The organism is Arthrobacter sp. FX8 (genome assembly GCF_026723805.1).
GTDB lineage: Bacteria > Actinomycetota > Actinomycetes > Actinomycetales > Micrococcaceae > Arthrobacter.
This window is the reverse complement of sequence record NZ_CP113505.1, coordinates 3,719,465-3,736,142: the sequence shown is the minus strand read 5'-3', so window position 1 is coordinate 3,736,142 and position 16,678 is coordinate 3,719,465. Positions and strand designations below refer to the sequence as shown.

The following is a 16,678-nucleotide window of genomic DNA, read 5'->3' as shown; positions in this document are numbered from 1 at the left end:
GTGAATGAGTCACCACGCACACCGTTGCACCGGGAGGACAGCCTGCCGGTGGACAACCGGCGTGTCCTGAGCGGCCGCTACGAACTGGGCAGCCTCATTGGCCGGGGCGGCATGGCGGATGTCTACCGGGGAACCGACACCCGCCTGGGCAGGACTGTTGCCATCAAACTGCTCAGGCCGGATATGGCCCGCGACCCGCAGTTCCAGGCACGGTTCAAGCGTGAGGCACAGGCGGTGGCGGCCCTGAACCACCCCTCGATCGTGGCCATCTTCGATACCGGTGAACACCTGGTCCACGACGGCACCGGCGAGGACGTCCGCGTGCCCTATATCGTGATGGAGTACGTCGAGGGAAAGACCCTGCGCGATCTGATCCGCGCCCATGAGGTCAGCATCGACCAGGCCATCGAGTACTGCCTGGGGGTCCTGGGCGCCCTGGAATACAGCCACAAGGCCGGAATCGTGCACCGGGACATCAAGCCCGCCAATGTGATGTATTGCCCGGGCAGCAATTCCGTCAAGGTGATGGACTTCGGCATTGCCCGCGCGATTGCCGATTCCTCCGCCACCATGACCCAGACCCAGGCAGTGGTGGGAACAGCGCAGTACCTGTCACCGGAACAGGCCCGGGGTGAAACCGTCGACGCCCGCAGTGACCTTTATTCCGCCGCATGCCTGCTCTACGAAATGCTGACCTCGCGCCCTCCGTTCGTCGGGGACAGCCCGGTGTCCGTGGCTTACCAGCACGTGCGGGAAATTCCGGAGCCCGCCAGCAGCCTGAATCCGGATGTGTCACCGGCCCTGGACACCGTACTGGCCAAGGCCCTGCAAAAGAACCGGGCCGACAGGTTCCAGGATGCCGCAGCCTTTCGGCGCGCCCTGAGGGCGGCAAAGGCCGGGGTCCCTGTCCCTGCCGTGCCTGTGTCCGAGGCGCCCACCGATCCCAACGACCACGTTCCCGAAGCGTCCCCGCCAACGGAGGCGTTCGCCGCATCGGGGACCAACTTCCTTGATGACGCGCCCACCGGCCGCCTGGCAGCCACCTCCCTCCATGACGACGGAGCAGCAGGTCCGCTGGAACTTGCGGATGAGCAGGAGATGGACGGCTACAGGCCGGGCGGATACAGGGCAGACGATTACGGGTCGGCTGCGCCGCTCCCGCTTGGCTTCCCTCCGGAACGTGAGCGGACCACCGGGCAAAAGTCCCGCCGTCGTGCGTGGATCGCCACCCTGGTGATCTTCACCCTGCTGGTACTGGCAGGCGGTGGCCTGTGGCTCTACCAAACGGTCAACCGCCCAGCCCCCGCTGCACCCAAAGTGTCAATCCCCTCGGTGGCGTCGATGACGGAGACCGCGGCGCTTCAGGCACTGTACAACGCCGGCCTGCGCCCCAGGATCGCGCGGGCGGTGAATGACACCGTGCCCAAGGGAACCGCCATTGGGACTGATCCCGCGGCGGGCGGGTCACTTGAGCCGGGGGCGGAGGTCATCCTCAACATCTCCGAGGGCCCCAGTTCGGTTAAGGTCCCGGACAGCATCCCGGGCAAGACTGAGGCAGCCGCCCGGGATATCCTGCGGCAGGTGGGACTGGTGGGCGCGCCGTCAACCAGCACGGCCAACAGCGCCACCGTTCCGGCAGGAATAGTGATCACCTCCAATCCGGCGCCCGGGCAAAGCGTTGGCGTCGGCACCAGCGTGGAACTCATCGTTTCCACGGGCAAGGTGGTTGTCCCCGAACTGCGCGGCCTGGCCCGTGATGAGGCCGAGGCGGCCCTGAAGGGGCTTGGCCTGGTGCCGTCGGTGATGGAGGCGGAGAATTCCCAGGTAGAGCCGGGCAAGGTGACGGACCAGAGCGACCCCGCCAACGCCGCCGTCGACCAGGGAAAGACCATCGGCATCGTTGTGGCCAAGGCTCCGCCCCCACCGGCTCCGACCGAAACGGCGACGCCGACGCCCACTCCCACTCCCACGCCGAAGCCCACCAGGAAGGGCTGACGTCCTCCCTGGACCTGTTTTCGGTTGGTGGAGGGCGCCGGCCTAGTGCTGGATGAGGGGGCTCAGTTTCGCCGCCCGCGCGGCTGCGCCTTTCATGCCCAGGGACTCCAGCCAGTTGCCGAGCATCTGGTAGCCGCCTTCGGTAAGGACCGATTCGGGATGGAACTGCACACCGCAGAGGGGCGCGGTCCGGTGCTGCAGCCCCATGACCACGCCGGATGCGGTCTGCGCGGTGACTTCCAGGACGTCAGGAATCGACTCCCGGACCGCGGCCAGGGAATGGTAGCGGGTGGCCGTGATGGGGGAGGGGAGTCCGGCGAAAACGCTGGTGCCGATGTGCTCCACCTGGGACGTCTTGCCGTGCATGAGTTCCGGGGCGTGGGTCACCTTGCCGCCGAAGGCCTCGGCCAGTGCCTGGTGGCCCAGGCATACGCCGAACATGGGGACGCTGTTTTCGCCGCACCACTTGATCAGCTCGATGCAGATGCCCGCTTCAGAGGGATTACCCGGACCCGGGGAGATGAGGACGCCGTCGCGGGTGCTGGCAAGCTCAATCGCCTCCGCCAGCGTCACGTCGTCATTCCGGACAACTGTGGTCTCGGCGCCCAGCTCCTGGAGGTAGCCCACCAGGGTGTAGACAAAGCTGTCGTAGTTATCCACTACAAGGATCTTGGTTGTGGTCATGGCTGGTCTGTGGAACCAATCGTCGAGTCGGTGAATTGGGTGAAATGGGACATCCAGGGAAACAGGAACTGGACCATCAATACCAGGGCAATGAAGATCAGAACCAGCGAGATGAAGATCCGGAGCCAGAGCGGTCCGGGCAGGTGGCGGAAAATCCAGGCGTACACAGTCAGTTCCTTCCGGTGGCTGCCGCAACCTGCGCCGCGATTTCGGCCGGCGGGCCCGCTGCAGCCGGACGCCAGCTGTCCAGGAGGGCGTAGGCGATGATGCGTTCTTCCGCCCCGAAGCGGGGGTTGCAGCTGGTCATGGTGAGGTAGCCTTCGGTGGGCGTGGCGCCGGGCTGGGTGGGTACCGGTTCCAGGACGTCCGTGCGCGAAGGCATCACAATCTGGTTGTTCCGGAAGACGTAGACGTAATAACCGTCCTTGGTCTGGACGTAGATCTTGTCGCCGGGCACCAGGGTGTGGATGTTATCCAGCACTGCACCGTGCGTCTGGCGGTGCCCAGCCACCGCAAAGTTGCCTACCGCACCGGGCATGGCCGTGTTGCCGTAGTGCCCAAGGCCCAGGGTGTCCAGGACATCCTGGCTGGTCCCCTCGACAATGGGGCGGGTGTAGCCCGGGCCGAACCGGGGGATGTACATGATGCCGATCGTTCCCGCGTGGCCGGGGGCGGTACCCACCACGGGCTTGCCAAAATCCTCACCGGCGGCGGGTGCCGCGGCGGGCGCAGTTGGTGCGGGAGCGGGGGCGGCAGTGCCCAGGTCCTGGGCGAATTCCTTGATGACCTGGCTCTGCCTGGCATCGGACTCGACGTTGGTCCACCACAGCTGCCATGCCACAAAGAGAAGGAGGATGACGCCGGCGGTTATCAACAGCTCACCCAGAACCTGGATGGTGCCGCGCAGCAGGGCACGACGGGGGGCGGGCGCAGTGGCGGGCCCCGCCTTCTCCTGCAATACCACGCGTTCTCCTCCGGGCGTTTACCCTGGGCACCGGCTGCCCATCAACTGCGGCTAGAATTGGCTGCTAGTAAGAATCCAGATTTGACCAAGATCGCGCAGACCGCTGGAAATTTCCTTCTTGCAGGATACCAAGCCCGGGGCGCCGGTCTTGCCCAGCCCGCCAAGGAGAGCCAGTGCCCGAGTCAAAGCCTCGCAAGAAGACCGCCAGCACCGCCCAGCCGGCTTCCCCCAGGCTTACAAGCCCAATCCCGTCTGGTTCAAGCCGGTCATGTTTGGACTCATGATTATTGGCCTCTTCTGGATCATCACGTTCTACATCAGCGAGGGACGCTTCCCTGTGCAGGCCTGGCAGTCGTGGAACATCGTTGCCGGCTTTGGCATTGCCATCGTCGGCTTCCTGATGACTACCCGCTGGCGCTCCTGAGCGGCGTCCCGCGACTGTTCCGGGGAGGACTGCCGTGGCTCCCGAATCCGCCGGCGTAGTTATCGGCGAGGATGGCCTCGCGCGGCCGGCGTGGGCCGCGACGGACCCGCTCATGCGGAACTACTACGACCAGGAATGGGGCATGCCCGTCACCGACGAGCAGGGCCTGTATGAACGCATCTGCCTGGAGGGCTTCCAGGCCGGGCTTTCATGGGCCACCATCCTGCGCAAACGCCCCGCGTTCCGCGCCGCCTTTGCCGGCTTCGATCCGGAGGCTGTGGCCCTGTTCAGCAACGCGGACGTGGAGCGGCTGTTGCAGGATCCGGGCATCATCAGAAACAGGCTGAAAATCCTTGCCACGGTTAAGAACGCACAGGCCACCCTGGAGCTTCGGAACGACGGCGGCCTGGTGGACTTTGTCTGGGGCTTCCGGCCGGACAGCACCCCGGAGCCCCGGGTTGCCGCGGAGATTCCCACCCAGTCTGCAGAGTCCATTGCCTTGTCCAAGGCACTTAGGAAGCGCGGCTTTTCCTTCGTGGGACCCACCACCATGTTCGCCCTGATGGAGGCGGTGGGAATCGTGGACACCCACCTCCTGGCGAGCCATCGGCGGGGATCTTCCGGCGTCTGGCAGGTGTGAGGCCGGTCGGGGCAGAACCGGTCCGTGGCACACCGTTATCCCCAATTGTTGGGAAAGTTATCCACATTGTGGAAAAGCCTCCCTGGCAGCTCCAGATGTGGCGGCCGGCCCCCGGGGCCGTGCTGATAAGGCTAAGTCTGCCGGGCAGATGCGGTTATTAACAGTGTGGAATACCTGTGGATAATCCCTACGTGTCCGGTGGATACCCGCGGGGTCCGGGGGTCCGGGAGGCTACAGGCGGTCCCGCTTGACGGGATGGTGGCTGGTAATGGAAACCCGGTTGAATGCGTTCATCGTCACCGCAACCCAGCTCACGGCCGAAAATTCCTCTGCCGTGAGGCATTCGCGGGCGGCCGCCTCCGCATGCTCCTGCGTCCGCTGGTCCGGGAGTTCAGTGATGCTCTCCACCAACGCCAGGGCCGCCCGCTCCTTGCCGGTGAACAAGGCCGTGTCACGCCACGCGGGCAATACTGCCAGCCGCTGCGGGGTTTCCCCTGCCTCGCCCGCCTTTCGCACGTGTAGGTCCAGGCAGTAGGCGCATCCGTTGATCTGGGAGATCCGGACGTTGAGGAGTTCCAGCAGGCCGCGCCCGATTCCAGCCTCCTCTGCTGCTTCCTGCACCCTGAGGCCCAGGCTGCTGATTGACTTCCAGAGAGCGGGGTGCTGTTTGTCCAGGTATAGATGCTCGGTGACGCTCACGGGGGTCCTTGTCGATAGAACGGCTTGGCAGGCAACCATCATAGGCAGGACGCGGAGAGCCCGCCGGGGATGTTATCCACTTACCAACAGCGCAATACCCACAAGTTATCCACAACTGTGGGTAAGCCCGTGGAAATCCTCCCGCCGCCGGGCGTTGCGCCTACTCCCGCGGGTTTTCCAACGCGGAAATTACACCTCTGTCAGTTATTAACACTGTGTATAAGGGTGTCGATAACGCCCCTCCGGGGTGGTGCACTGGGCCAATATGACGCTGCCGGTGCGTAGTTGTCCACAAAATTCCGTGGAATCCCTTGCTTATCCACTTACACACAGCAATATCCCCACAGGTTATCCACAGATGTGGAGAACGTGGCGCAGCCTTCCAGCCCATCCCCGGACGCAGGCCATAAACGGGAGGACGCGCATATGAACTACAGCTGTGTAAGTTACCAACATTGTGGATAAGCCTTGTGGAAAACAACTCTGCCCCCGACACCATTGGTGGCGGGGGCAGAGTGCCGTTGCGGTTTGGGCGGGATCCTAGAGAGTTACCCGCACCCAGCTCACAGCGATGAGCAGGGCCAGCACGGCCGCCATCCCCAGGGCCTGGATGACACCCTGGCGGCGTCCGCGCGGAGTGTAGGCGAGGACGGCCGCACACAGTCCGCCCGTAATGAGGCCGCCCAGGTGGGCCTGCCAGGCGATGTGGGGGATCAGGAATCCAATGACGCCGTTGATGGCAATCAGGACCCACAGCTGGCGGGTGTCGCCGCCGCGCTGCCGTTGAACCAACAGCATGGCGCCGAAAAGGCCGAAGATGGCTCCGGAAGCACCTACCAGCCCCACGAGCCCTTGGCCGGGCACCAACACGGGATTGAGCAGCAGGTAGCCGACTGAACCACCAACCGCTGAAATCAGGTACAGCGCCAGGAACCGGACGCGGCCCAGAACGGGTTCGAGGGCCTGGCCGAAAATCCAGAGCGTATACATGTTAAGGAGGATGTGCAGCAGCGAATCCGGGGAATGGAGGAAGGCTGATGTGAGCATCCGCCAAGGCTCGAAAGCACCGTACTGCGGGGCAACAAAAATGTTGTTATAGGCGAACTGCTTGTATACGAAGTCGCCCGGGATGAGCATCTGCAGTGCATAGACAACAACGCAGGCCGCGATGATGCCGAACGTCGCCAATGGCTTGCCGGTGGCAACGGCGCCGCCGTAGACGGTCCGTACTTCCGGCGTCGAACGTCCTGTTTCGTTGACGCAGTCAACGCATTGGAATCCGACGGCGGCCGCCCGCTGGCAGTCAGGGCATGCCGGGCGCCCGCAGCGCTGGCAGCGCACGTAGGACGGCCGGTCCGGGTGCCGGGGACAGACCGGGACCTGGGCGGACGGCTCGGCCGACGGAATTCCGTAACTCATGCTGGGGTGTTACAGCTGTTCGATGTCGATGCTGTTGATGGTGACGTCTTCAACCGGGCGGTCGCCCATGCCGGTGCGGACACCCTCAATGGCGTCGACGACCTTCCTTGATTCCTCGTCAGCCACTTCACCGAAGATGGTGTGCTTGCCCTGGAGCCAGTCGGTGGGAATGGTGGTGATGAAGAACTGGGAACCGTTGGTGCCCTTGCCCATCTGGATTCCCGCGTTGGCCATGGCGAGCTTGTAGGGCTGGTTGAAGCTCAGCTCCGGGTGGATTTCGTCGTCGAAGCGGTAGCCGGGGCCACCGGTTCCACGGCCCAGGGGGTCGCCCGCCTGGATCATGAAGTCCTTGATGATGCGGTGGAAGATGGTTCCGTTGTAGAGCGGGGTGCCGGTCTTGTCCTCGCCGGTTTCCGGGTGGGTCCATGCCTGTTCACCCGTGGCAAGGCCAACGAAGTTCTTGACAGTCTTGGGCGCGTGGTTGCCGAAGAGGTTAACCACGATGTCGCCGAGGCTGGTGTGGATGGTTGCTTTTGCAGTTGCGATGGCAGTCATAGGCCCCATTCTCCCATGTCGGTTATTTGCGGCCACGGCTGCGGGGGCAGTTCCGCGCTGGGTGAAATCCCCCTAAAATCCGCAGAGTGAATAGCCCGGGGTGATCTGGGCACGTAGGCTAGCGACAGAACCGTCACATTAATCGGGAGGTAGTTGTGAAGAAATCGGATCGTATTACCCGTGACCTTGAGCAGTCGGTCACCAGTGCGGTGGAAAATGCCAAGGATTGGGCGGCGCCGCGGGTGGAAGCTGCAGTGGACTGGGCTGTTCCCCGTCTGCAGCACGGCCTGGATACCGCTTCTCCCAAGATCCAGGAAGGCCTGAAGACGGCGGCGCACTCCCTGGCCGACGGTGTTGCCACCGTGACTCCCCGGATCCAGGACGGTCTGGCCCAGCTGGCCCCCAAGATCAATGACGTCGTCGAAGGCGCGTCACCCAGGCTGCACGAGGCTTTGGACAAAGCCACGCCCGTTGTCCTGAATGCGCGCGACCGGGTGGTGGTGGAATACCTGCCCAAGCTTTCGGACCAGATCGGCGTGGCATCCGGTGCAGTCCACCGCACCCTGGAAAACACCCCGGCACGGGTGGATGCCGTCGCACAGAAGCTGGGCGATGTGGGAATCATCCACGCCCTCCAGGAACAGGCCCAGGCAACCGGTGCACAGCTGAAGGCAGCCGCAGCAGGTGCCGGCCGTGCCGCTGAACTCCAGCTGGCCCAGCCCGAAAAGCCCAAGAAGCGCGGCTGGCTGGTCTTCGGAGTTGTTGCTGCTGCCGTTGCCGCCGGTGTCGCCGCGTGGAAGGCATCCAAGCCTGTGGAAGACCCCTGGAAGACTCCTTCACCGGTCACGCCGACTCCTGCCCCGGTGCCCGCCACCACTGTCAGTGATGTCAAGGAAAGCACGGCAAACGCTGCCGGCGGCGCTGCCTCTGCTGCCGGATCTGCCTCAGCCGCCGCAGCGGAGAAGGCAGGTGAGGCAGCGGATACGGCCACTGAAAAGTCCGCAGACGCCGCTGACAAGGCCAAGCACGTGGCCGCCGACACCTCGGAGGCTGCCAAGAGCACAGCCGATGACGCAAAGCCGGCCACGGAGACTGACAAGGGCAGCAGCCAGGCCTAGTTTTCCCGCAACGCACCAAGGGGCTCCGTTTCACCGCGGGGCCCCTTTTGCGTACCAGAGCCATTCCTCCCGCCGATTTTGCTGACTGCCCTCCACAGACTCCCGGGCCGCCGCAGAAGCGCGGCCACCGCATAAGGCAGGCGGTGGCCCGGGTGCTAGATTTGTAGTGATGCCAGCCAATCGACCCTCTGGGGATGCCTTGAACGACGCAGCCGAACAGCTCCGCGTGTCCATCGTCATCCCGGCCTACAACGAGGAAAGCGTGATCAGGCAGTGCCTCATCGCTGCCATCTACCAGTCCGTTCCCGCCCACGAGATCATCGTGGTGGACAACCTTTCCAAAGACCGCACTGCCGACATTGTCCGCCAGATGCAGCTTGAGTACCCGGAAAGTCCCATCATCCTGCTGAGCCAGGACCGGGAGCAGGGACTGATCCCCACCCGGAACTTCGGTCTGGACAGCGCCACCGGGGACATCCTGGGTCGCATTGACGCGGACTCCATCGTGGAACCGGACTGGGTTGAGCAGGTCCAGAAGGCTTTCGCTGACTGGTCCGTCCAGGCTGCCACGGGCCCTGTGGTGTACTACGACATGCCGATGCGCCGCTTTGGGCTCAAGGCCGACGACAAAATGCGCCAGCTGATGCTCAAGCTGGCCAAGCACCAGTACCATTTCCTGTTCGGCTCCAATATGGCCCTGCGTGCCAGTGCCTGGGAGACCATCCGCTCCGAGACCTGCCGCGACGAAAAGGACGAAATGCACGAGGACATCGATTTGTCCCTGCACCTGGCCGATCATGAGCTTCCGGTGCGGTACTGGCCGCAAATGGTGTCCGGGATGTCGGCACGCCGGCTGGAGGATTCCCCGCGCGACTACCGCTACTACGTCACCCGTTTTGACCGGACCTATAAAGCCCACAATGTCAGGAAGATGGCGTTGAAGGCCCCCATGGTGGTCTTCTTCTCGGTATATTTCCCGGCCAAGCTCCTCCGGGCCATCCACACGGTCAACACAGCCCAGCCCGTGCGCCGCGGCGGGCAGTAGCTCAGTCCGTCCCCAACTCCGCGAGCCGGTCCGGCGGCGGGGCCGTTCCGCGCCGCGTTGCCATTGCGGCCCTCTGGCCCAGGACCACGACGGCGAGTCCAGCCAGGATCAGGCCGAGTCCGGCGTACGTGCCGGCCGGCAGGGTCTCGTGCAGGAACACGGCAGCCAGCAGCGCTGCGCCGGGGATCTCCAGGAGGATGATCATGGAGACGATGAGCGGGCTCATGGTGGCCAGCAGGTGGTTGAATGCGGTGTGGCCCACCAGCTGCGCACAGACGGTGATGGCTGCGATTCCCAGCCAGCCTGCGGGCTCGAACCCGGCCAGGGGTTGGCCGGCGAACAGCGCCAGTCCTGCCACGAGGGCGGCGCACATCCCGTAGCAAAGCGTGGTGTAGGTTCCGGTGGTCATGCTTTGCCGCGCCTTGCCCCCGGCCAGGGTGTAGAGGCCTGCCAGTGCGCCACCGGCCACCGCCAGCAGGTCTCCCGTGAGTGCCTGCGGTGAGGTTCCGAGGTCGAAGCCGGTGATGGCAACGACCCCGCCGAAGGCGATGCCCAGACCGGCCAGGACCTGCCAGCGGTGCCGGGTGCCGCGGAAGAGCTGGAGGACCGCAATCCAGGCCGACTGCAGGCAGACCAGGGCTGTTGCAGCGGCTACGGAGGTGAGCTGCAGGGAAGTGATGAAGCAGGCAAAGTGCAGTGCGAGGGCGACCGCGGCCAGGGACGACCAGCCGAACTCGCGGCGGGAAATCCTGCCGAACTGGCGGGGCTCCCGGACCAGGGTGGGCGTGGCCATGACGGCCGCTCCGATGGCGTTCCGCCAAAAGGCAATGGCCAGGGCGCTGACGCTGGTTGCGCCAAGTGTGGCCGCTATCAGGGGGCCCGATGAGGCGACGCCGAGAACGCCGAGGGCCGCGATGATCAGATTCACGGCAACCCCCTGAAGCTCGTCCCTGACAGAGATGGAAAGCGAAAAGTCCCGGCCAGCGTTTCCGCTGACCGGGACTTCCTTATGGTGGAGGCACGGGGACTCGAACCCCGAACCCCCTGCTTGCAAAGCAGGTGCGCTACCAATTGCGCCATGCCCCCATAAGAAGCAACCCGTCAATCATACCCTAGAACCGTGGAGCCCCTGACAGGCTCCCGGTGCGGGCTCCCGGGCTAATCCACCGTATCGGTTGACTTGCTCCAGACTGTTTTCCGGGCTTCGGATTCCTGTGCTTTCCGGTAGACCAGGATGCCTGCGATTGCCGCTGCCAGTACAAGCAACTTCTTCACATGCTCCCCGTTCCAGCCAGGTAATGGATGAATCCATCCCTGACCCTTGTTTGAAACCTGCACAGGTTCCGTGGGCGTACCAGGACTTGAACCTGGGACCTCTTCGTTATCAGCGAAGCGCTCTAACCGCCTGAGCTATACGCCCCGATCCCTCATCGGGCCGAGACATGACTTTACAGCACACCCCGGCCCGATCTCAAATCGGGCCTTTCCGCCGGTTTTGGGCCGGCGGAAATGGCTTCCTAGTCGTCGGTGAGGGTAACGCCAATGCCGCCCACCAGGGTGGCAGAAATGTTGTAGAGGACAGCTGACAGCATGGACAGCGCCGTCAACAGGACGACGTTGACCACGGCAATGATGGTGGCGAACGAGGCGACCTGTCCCAGTGAGGCCACCTTCTTCAGTTCGAAGCCGCCGCTTTCAGAACCTGCGAGCGTACCGAGCAGGCTGTCCACCTGGTCGAAGATCCCGGTCAGGTCCAGGACAGTCCAGAGGACAATGGCGGCCACCACGGTAACGATTCCCAGGGCCACGGAGAGCAGGAACGCCATCTTCAGGACGGACCACGGGTCCACCTTGCTGATCAGAAGACGGGCCCGGCGGACCTTGGCCTTCGGCGCCGGCTTGACCAGGCCGGGCGTCCCCTGGCCCGGGGCCCCTTGGGCGGGACGCTGCCCCGCCGGTGCCGGGCGCTGCCCCTGAGGGCCCTGGAAGGGGCGCTGGCCGGGCTGCGCGGGACGGTCTCCCTGCTGCGGCCGCTGGCCCGGGACAGCAGGTCGCTGGCCGGGAGCGCCGGCAGGGGCTGCCGGCCGCTGCTGCGGACGTACGGGGGCGTTCACGCGGGGAGCCCCTGCAGGCCGGTTCCCGTCGGGAACAGTACTGTTCGGCTTGGGAAATGAGTCGGAATTACTCACTCGTTACCTCCGTGTTGTCTTCGTTCGGCTCAGCGTCGCCCGAGGCGTCCTCTGACTCAACGGCCGGTGATTCTTCTACCACTGCTGGCTCGGCGGATTCCCCAGCGGTCCCGCCATCTTCAGCCAACGTTACGTCATCCCCCGAGGATTCCTCGTCCTCAAGACCGCGTTCGCTGTTGCGTGCCACCTCAATGATCCGGTCGTTCTTGTCCGGCTTGGCGAAGATGACGCCCATGGTGTCACGGCCCTTGGCCGGGACACCGGCAACGGAGGAGCGGACAACCTTGCCGCCCTCCATGACCACCAGGACTTCATCCTCCTCCTGGACAATGAGCGCCCCCACGAGGTGCCCGCGCTCTTCCTGGTACTTGCCCACCTTGATGCCCAGGCCGCCGCGGCCCTGGAGGCGGTATTCCTCCACGGCCGTACGCTTGGCGTAGCCGCCCTCAGTTACGACGAACACGAATGAGCCGTCGGTGACCACGTCGGCAGCCAGGAGTTCATCGTCCTCACGGAACTTCATGCCGGTCACACCCGAGGTGGCACGTCCCATGGGGCGCAGCGCGTCGTCCGTAGCGGTGAAGCGGATGGACTGGCCCTTGCGGGACACCAGGAAGAGGTCGTCGGTTTCCGACACAAGCTGGGCGGAGACCAGTTCATCGCCGTCGCGCAGGTTGATGGCGATTACGCCTGCGGAACGGTTGGTGTCATAGTCCTCCAGCCTGGTCTTCTTCACCAGGCCCCTCTTGGTGGCCAGGACCAGGTACGGCGCCTGCTGGTAGTCCTTCAGGTCAAGGACCTGGGCAATGTGCTCATCCGGCTGGAATGCCAGCAGGTTGGCCACGTGCTGGCCCTTGGCATCCCGGCCCGCTTCCATCAACTCGTACGCCTTGGCACGGTAGACCCGGCCCAGGTTGGTGAAGAACAACAGCCAGTGGTGGGTGGTGGTCACGAAGAAGTGTTCCACTACATCGTCACCCCGAAGCTGGGCACCCTTGATACCCTTGCCACCGCGCTGCTGCGACCGGTAGTTGTCGCTGCGGGTGCGCTTGACGTAGCCGCCGCGGGTGATGGTGACCACCATCTCCTCTTCGGGGATGAGGTCCTCCATGGACATGTCGCCATCAAAGCCCATCAGGATCTTGGTCCGGCGGTCGTCACCGTGCTTGTCAACGATTTCGCCCAGTTCGACGCTGATGATCTCGCGCTGGCGCTGCTCGGAGCCCAGGATCGCGTTGTACTCCTCGATCAGGGCTTCAAGTTCGGCGTGCCGGTCCTGGATCTTTTGGCGTTCCAGGGCGGCCAGGCGCCGCAGCTGCATGTCCAGGATGGCCCGGGCCTGCAGCTCGTCGATATCCAGCAGTTCCATCAATCCGTCGCGTGCGGCTTCGGTGGTGTTGGAGGCACGGATCAGGGCAATGACCTCGTCCAGCATGTCCAGTGCCTTAAGGAGGGCACGGAGGATGTGGGCTTCCTCTTCCGCCTTGCGCAGGCGGTAACGGGTACGGCGCGCAATGACGTCCATCTGGTGGGTTACCCAGTGCCGGATGAACGCATCGAGGCTGAGTGTCCGCGGAACGCCGTCCACGATGGCGAGCATGTTGGCGGAGAAGTTGCTCTGCAGCTCTGTGTGTTTGTAAAGGTTGTTGAGCACCACCTTGGGCACTGCATCGCGCTTGAGGACGATCACCAGGCGCTGGCCGGTGCGGCCGGAGGTTTCGTCCCGGAGGTCGGCGATGCCTGAGATCTTGCCGTCCTTGACCAGTTCGGCGATCTTGATGGCCAGGTTGTCAGGGTTGGCCTGGTACGGGAGCTCCGTGACCACCAGGCAGGTGCGGCCCTGCAGTTCCTCAACCGCAACCACTGCGCGCATGGTGACCGAACCGCGGCCGGTCCGGTAGGCGTCCTCGATGCCCTTGTGGCCCAGGATGGTGGCGCCGGTTGGGAAGTCGGGGCCCTTGACCCGCACCAGCAGTTCCTCGAGCAGTTCTTCCCGGGTGGCGCCGGGGTTGGCCAGGTACCACTGCACGCCGTCGGCAACTTCCCGGAGGTTGTGCGGCGGGATGTTGGTGGCCATGCCAACGGCAATGCCCGAGGAGCCATTCACCAGCAGGTTGGGGAACCTTGCCGGCAGGATGGTGGGTTCCTGGTTCTTGCCGTCGTAGTTGTCCTGGAAGTCGACGGTTTCCTCGTCGATATCCCGGACCATTTCCATGGCGAGCGGTGCCATCTTGGTTTCGGTGTACCGGGGTGCCGCTGCGCCGTCGTTGCCGGGCGAACCGAAGTTGCCCTGGCCAAGGGCCAGCGGGTAGCGCATGGTCCAGTCCTGGATGAGGCGGACCAGGGCGTCGTAGATGGCGGTGTCGCCATGCGGGTGGTACTGGCCCATGACCTCGCCCACCACGCGGGCGCACTTGTTGAAGGACCGGTCGGGGCGGTAGCCGCCGTCGAACATCGCGTACAGGACTCGGCGGTGCACGGGCTTGAGGCCGTCACGGACGTCCGGAAGGGCACGGCCCACGATGACGGCCATGGCGTAGTCCAGGTAGGAACGCTGCATTTCGGTCTGCAGGTCCACCTGTTCCACACGGTCGATCAGCACGTCGCCTTCAAGAACGGTGTCCGGAGTCCCGGCCTCGGGGGCGGGAATCTCGGGGGTTTCGTCGCTCATTCTTTATTTTCCGTTTCAGGTATATGTCTGGTTCTGAATACTTTGGAGCGGGTCCTTAGATGTCCAGGAACCTGACGTCCTTGGCGTTCTGCTGGATGAAGTTGCGGCGTGATTCCACGTCTTCGCCCATGAGGACGGAGAAGATCTGGTCGGCGGCAAGGGCATCGTCCATGGTCACCTGCAGCAGCGTGCGGTGGTCGGGATCCATGGTGGTGTCCCACAGCTCGGTGTAGTCCATCTCGCCCAGGCCCTTGTAGCGCTGGATGCCGTTATCCTTGGGGATGCGGCGGCCGGCGGCCTGTCCCGCCACCAGCTTGGTGTCGCGTTCGCGGTCGCTGTAGACGTAGTCATGCGGCGCGTTGGACCATTTGATCCGGTACAGCGGCGGCTGCGCCAGGTACACGTAGCCGTTCTCGATCAGGGGACGCATGTAGCGGAACAGCAGGGTCATCAGCAGGGTGGTGATGTGCTGGCCATCCACGTCGGCATCTGCCATGAGCACAATCTTGTGGTACCGCAGCTTGGCGAGGTCGAAGTCCTCACCGATGCCGGTTCCGAAGGCGGTGATCATGGACTGGACCTCCGCGTTGCCCAGGGCCTTGTCCAGGCGCGCGCGTTCCACGTTCAGGATCTTGCCGCGCAGCGGCAGGATGGCCTGTGTCTCGGGGTTGCGGCCGCGCTTGGCGGAACCACCGGCGGAGTCACCCTCCACGATGTAGACCTCGCACTTTTCCGGATCCTTGGAGGAGCAGTCGGAAAGCTTGCCAGGCATGCCAAAGGACTCCAGCGGGCTCTTGCGCCGGGCGTTGTCCCGGGCCTTGCGCGCTGCCATCCTTGCCTGGGCGGCGGAGATCGCCTTGCGGATGACGTCGCGGGCGGGGCCTGGGTTGCGCTCCAGCCAGTCGCCCAGGCCGTCGGTGACAACGCGCTGGACGAAGCCCTTGACCTCGGAGTTGCCCAGCTTGGTTTTGGTCTGGCCTTCGAACTGGGGTTCAGCCAGTTTGACGGAGATGACGGCGGTGAGGCCCTCACGGATGTCGTCACCCGTGAGGTTGTCTTCCTTCTCCTTGATGATGCCCTTCTCCCGGGCGTACCGGTTGATGAGGGATGTCAGGGCAGCGCGGAAACCTTCTTCGTGGGTGCCGCCCTCGTGGGTGTTGATGGTGTTGGCGTAGGTGTGCACGCTCTCGGAGTACGCGCTGGTCCACTGCATGGCCATTTCCAGGGCGATGCGGCGTTCCGTGTCCTCGGTTTCGAAGGCGATGACATCTTCGTGGACAACCTCCACCTTCTTGCCCGAGTTCAGGTGCTTGACGTAGTCCAGCAGGCCTTCGTCGTACTGGTACACCACTGTGCGGTGCTCTGCGCTGACCTCACCCTCGGTGCTGAGGTCGTCGAGGTCCAGGTCGCCGTCCGAGTCGTCGGCTGCCGTGCGCTCGTCCGTCAAGGTGATACGCAGGCCCTTGTTCAGGAAGGCCATCTGCTGGAAACGGGCGCGGAGCGTCTCGAAATCGAACTCGGTGGATTCAAAGATCGCAGGATCGGGGTAGAAGGTCTGGGTGGTGCCGGTGGCGTCCGTCTCCTCGCCCTTCACCAGGCTGCCCTGGGGCTTGCCGCCGTCGGCAAACGACATCCGCCATACGTGCCCCTGGCGCCGCACTTCGGTGTCCACGCGGCTGGAGAGGGCGTTGACCACGGAAATGCCGACACCGTGCAGGCCACCGGAGACGGCATAACCGCCGCCGCCGAACTTGCCGCCGGCGTGCAGGATGGTCATGACCACCTCGACGGTGGGCTTATGTTCAGTGGGGTGCATGTCCACGGGAATGCCGCGTCCGTCGTCCACCACCTTCACGCCGCCGTCGGCCTGAAGGACCACCTCGATATGGCTGCAGTAGCCGGCCAGCGCCTCATCCACCGAGTTGTCCACCACTTCATAGACCAGGTGGTGCAGGCCGCGGGGCCCTGTGGAGCCGATGTACATGCCGGGACGCTTGCGGACAGCTTCGAGGCCTTCAAGCACAGTGATATCGCTGGCGCCGTATTCCCTTTGGGTGCTGGGCGCAGCCGGGGTATCAGGGGTGCGGCCATCCTCGACTGCTGTATCTGCTGCCAGAATATCTGTATTGTCGTTAGCCACAGGCGCTGCGACTCCTCTGTTCTCGATGATGGCCGGCCGGTTTCTTTTCCCAGGGAAAAGCCACCCGCCAACAGGCACAAACTTATGGCGCCGGTGACTTGTTGACGGTTTGTGCTCCACGCTCCGCACGCGGAT

General features: G+C 64.2%; 15 protein-coding genes, 2 tRNA genes and 1 pseudogene. 5 read left to right on the top strand and 13 right to left on the bottom strand.

The annotated features are described in order from the left end of the window. Complete coding sequence (gene pknB / locus OUO20_RS17465) at nt 1-1,995, top strand: Stk1 family PASTA domain-containing Ser/Thr kinase (RefSeq protein WP_276573326.1); 1,995 nt, start codon at nt 1-3, stop codon at nt 1,993-1,995. Between the two features lie 42 nt (nt 1,996-2,037). Here pknB and OUO20_RS17460 read toward each other — a convergent pair whose 3' ends face one another. Genes OUO20_RS17460 through OUO20_RS17450 form a run of 3 tightly spaced genes read right to left on the bottom strand, consistent with a single transcriptional unit; the run spans nt 2,038 to nt 3,643 of the window. Beyond that, the gene (locus OUO20_RS17460; protein WP_268002248.1) at nt 2,038-2,679 is read right to left on the bottom strand and encodes an aminodeoxychorismate/anthranilate synthase component II; all 642 of its coding nucleotides are present in this window, start codon (nt 2,677-2,679) and stop codon (nt 2,038-2,040) included. Further along, on the bottom strand, nt 2,676-2,846 hold the full coding sequence (locus OUO20_RS17455; RefSeq protein WP_018769894.1) for a hypothetical protein: 171 nt from the start codon (nt 2,844-2,846) through the stop codon (nt 2,676-2,678). Before OUO20_RS17455 ends, OUO20_RS17460 begins: the two co-directional genes overlap by 4 nt. Before the next feature lie 2 nt (nt 2,847-2,848). After that, nucleotides 2,849-3,643 (bottom strand): class E sortase, encoded by a 795-nt coding sequence (locus OUO20_RS17450; protein WP_268002247.1) that lies wholly within the window; start codon nt 3,641-3,643, stop codon nt 2,849-2,851. A 173-nt stretch (nt 3,644-3,816) separates the two neighbouring features. Between OUO20_RS17450 and OUO20_RS17445 the strand changes: the two are divergent. Then, nucleotides 3,817-4,067, top strand: a pseudogene (locus OUO20_RS17445) (cell division protein CrgA). A 34-nt stretch (nt 4,068-4,101) separates the two neighbouring features. Beyond that, nucleotides 4,102-4,707 carry a DNA-3-methyladenine glycosylase I gene (locus OUO20_RS17440; RefSeq protein WP_018769891.1) on the top strand — a complete coding sequence of 202 codons (606 nt, stop codon included), beginning with the start codon at nt 4,102-4,104 and terminating at the stop codon, nt 4,705-4,707. A gap of 231 nt (nt 4,708-4,938) precedes the next feature. On the opposite strand, the gene OUO20_RS17435 is transcribed toward OUO20_RS17440, so the two are convergent. The 3 genes from OUO20_RS17435 to OUO20_RS17425 all read right to left on the bottom strand — a co-directional run bounded on the left by OUO20_RS17435 (nt 4,939) and on the right by OUO20_RS17425 (nt 7,380). Continuing rightward, nucleotides 4,939-5,406, bottom strand: coding sequence for a carboxymuconolactone decarboxylase family protein (locus OUO20_RS17435; protein WP_144601131.1), 468 nt, complete (start codon nt 5,404-5,406; stop codon nt 4,939-4,941). Nucleotides 5,407-5,946: 540 nt separating this feature from the next. After that, nucleotides 5,947-6,825 (bottom strand): rhomboid family intramembrane serine protease, encoded by an 879-nt coding sequence (locus OUO20_RS17430; RefSeq protein WP_144601132.1) that lies wholly within the window; start codon nt 6,823-6,825, stop codon nt 5,947-5,949. 9 nt (nt 6,826-6,834) lie between these two features. Beyond that, a complete protein-coding gene (locus OUO20_RS17425) occupies nt 6,835-7,380 on the bottom strand; it encodes a peptidylprolyl isomerase (RefSeq protein ID WP_018769888.1) in 546 nt (181 codons plus the stop codon). A gap of 155 nt (nt 7,381-7,535) precedes the next feature. Here OUO20_RS17425 and OUO20_RS17420 point away from each other — a divergent pair, with 155 nt between their 5' ends. Together OUO20_RS17420 and OUO20_RS17415 are read left to right on the top strand one after the other, a co-directional pair. After that, nucleotides 7,536-8,498: a hypothetical protein gene (locus tag OUO20_RS17420; protein ID WP_144601133.1), complete on the top strand. Its 963-nt coding sequence runs from the start codon at nt 7,536-7,538 to the stop codon at nt 8,496-8,498. A 169-nt stretch (nt 8,499-8,667) separates the two neighbouring features. Beyond that, on the top strand, nt 8,668-9,543 hold the full coding sequence (locus OUO20_RS17415) for a glycosyltransferase (protein WP_026265863.1): 876 nt from the start codon (nt 8,668-8,670) through the stop codon (nt 9,541-9,543). 1 nt (nt 9,544) lies between these two features. Here OUO20_RS17415 and OUO20_RS17410 read toward each other — a convergent pair whose 3' ends face one another. From OUO20_RS17410 to gyrB, 7 genes are all read right to left on the bottom strand, one after another. Beyond that, on the bottom strand, nt 9,545-10,471 hold the full coding sequence (locus tag OUO20_RS17410; protein WP_134164849.1) for a DMT family transporter: 927 nt from the start codon (nt 10,469-10,471) through the stop codon (nt 9,545-9,547). Between the two features lie 82 nt (nt 10,472-10,553). Continuing rightward, nucleotides 10,554-10,629: transfer RNA gene (locus OUO20_RS17405), tRNA-Ala, on the bottom strand. Between the two features lie 72 nt (nt 10,630-10,701). After that, on the bottom strand, nt 10,702-10,818 hold the full coding sequence (locus tag OUO20_RS17400) for a DLW-39 family protein (protein ID WP_018769884.1): 117 nt from the start codon (nt 10,816-10,818) through the stop codon (nt 10,702-10,704). Nucleotides 10,819-10,889: 71 nt separating this feature from the next. Continuing rightward, nucleotides 10,890-10,963, bottom strand: a tRNA-Ile gene (locus tag OUO20_RS17395). A gap of 97 nt (nt 10,964-11,060) precedes the next feature. Next, nucleotides 11,061-11,732, bottom strand: coding sequence for a DUF3566 domain-containing protein (locus OUO20_RS17390; RefSeq protein ID WP_026265862.1), 672 nt, complete (start codon nt 11,730-11,732; stop codon nt 11,061-11,063). Next, nucleotides 11,725-14,403 carry a DNA gyrase subunit A gene (gyrA, locus tag OUO20_RS17385; protein WP_134164850.1) on the bottom strand — a complete coding sequence of 893 codons (2,679 nt, stop codon included), beginning with the start codon at nt 14,401-14,403 and terminating at the stop codon, nt 11,725-11,727. Before gyrA ends, OUO20_RS17390 begins: the two co-directional genes overlap by 8 nt. Nucleotides 14,404-14,458: 55 nt before the next feature. Continuing rightward, nucleotides 14,459-16,543 (bottom strand): DNA topoisomerase (ATP-hydrolyzing) subunit B, encoded by a 2,085-nt coding sequence (gyrB, locus tag OUO20_RS17380; protein WP_326498048.1) that lies wholly within the window; start codon nt 16,541-16,543, stop codon nt 14,459-14,461. Nucleotides 16,544-16,678: the final 135 nt, after the last annotated feature.

Bases quoted from the DNA above. Each gene is read 5' to 3' on its own strand.
- OUO20_RS17415 (WP_026265863.1), top strand. From the start codon at position 8,668: ATGCCAGCCAATCGACCCTCTGGGGATGCCTTGAACGACGCAGCCGAA.
- OUO20_RS17430 (WP_144601132.1), bottom strand. From the start codon at position 6,825: ATGAGTTACGGAATTCCGTCGGCCGAGCCGTCCGCCCAGGTCCCGGTC.
- OUO20_RS17425 (WP_018769888.1), bottom strand. From the start codon at position 7,380: ATGACTGCCATCGCAACTGCAAAAGCAACCATCCACACCAGCCTCGGC.
- OUO20_RS17460 (WP_268002248.1), bottom strand. From the start codon at position 2,679: ATGACCACAACCAAGATCCTTGTAGTGGATAACTACGACAGCTTTGTC.
- gyrA (WP_134164850.1), bottom strand. From the start codon at position 14,403: ATGAGCGACGAAACCCCCGAGATTCCCGCCCCCGAGGCCGGGACTCCG.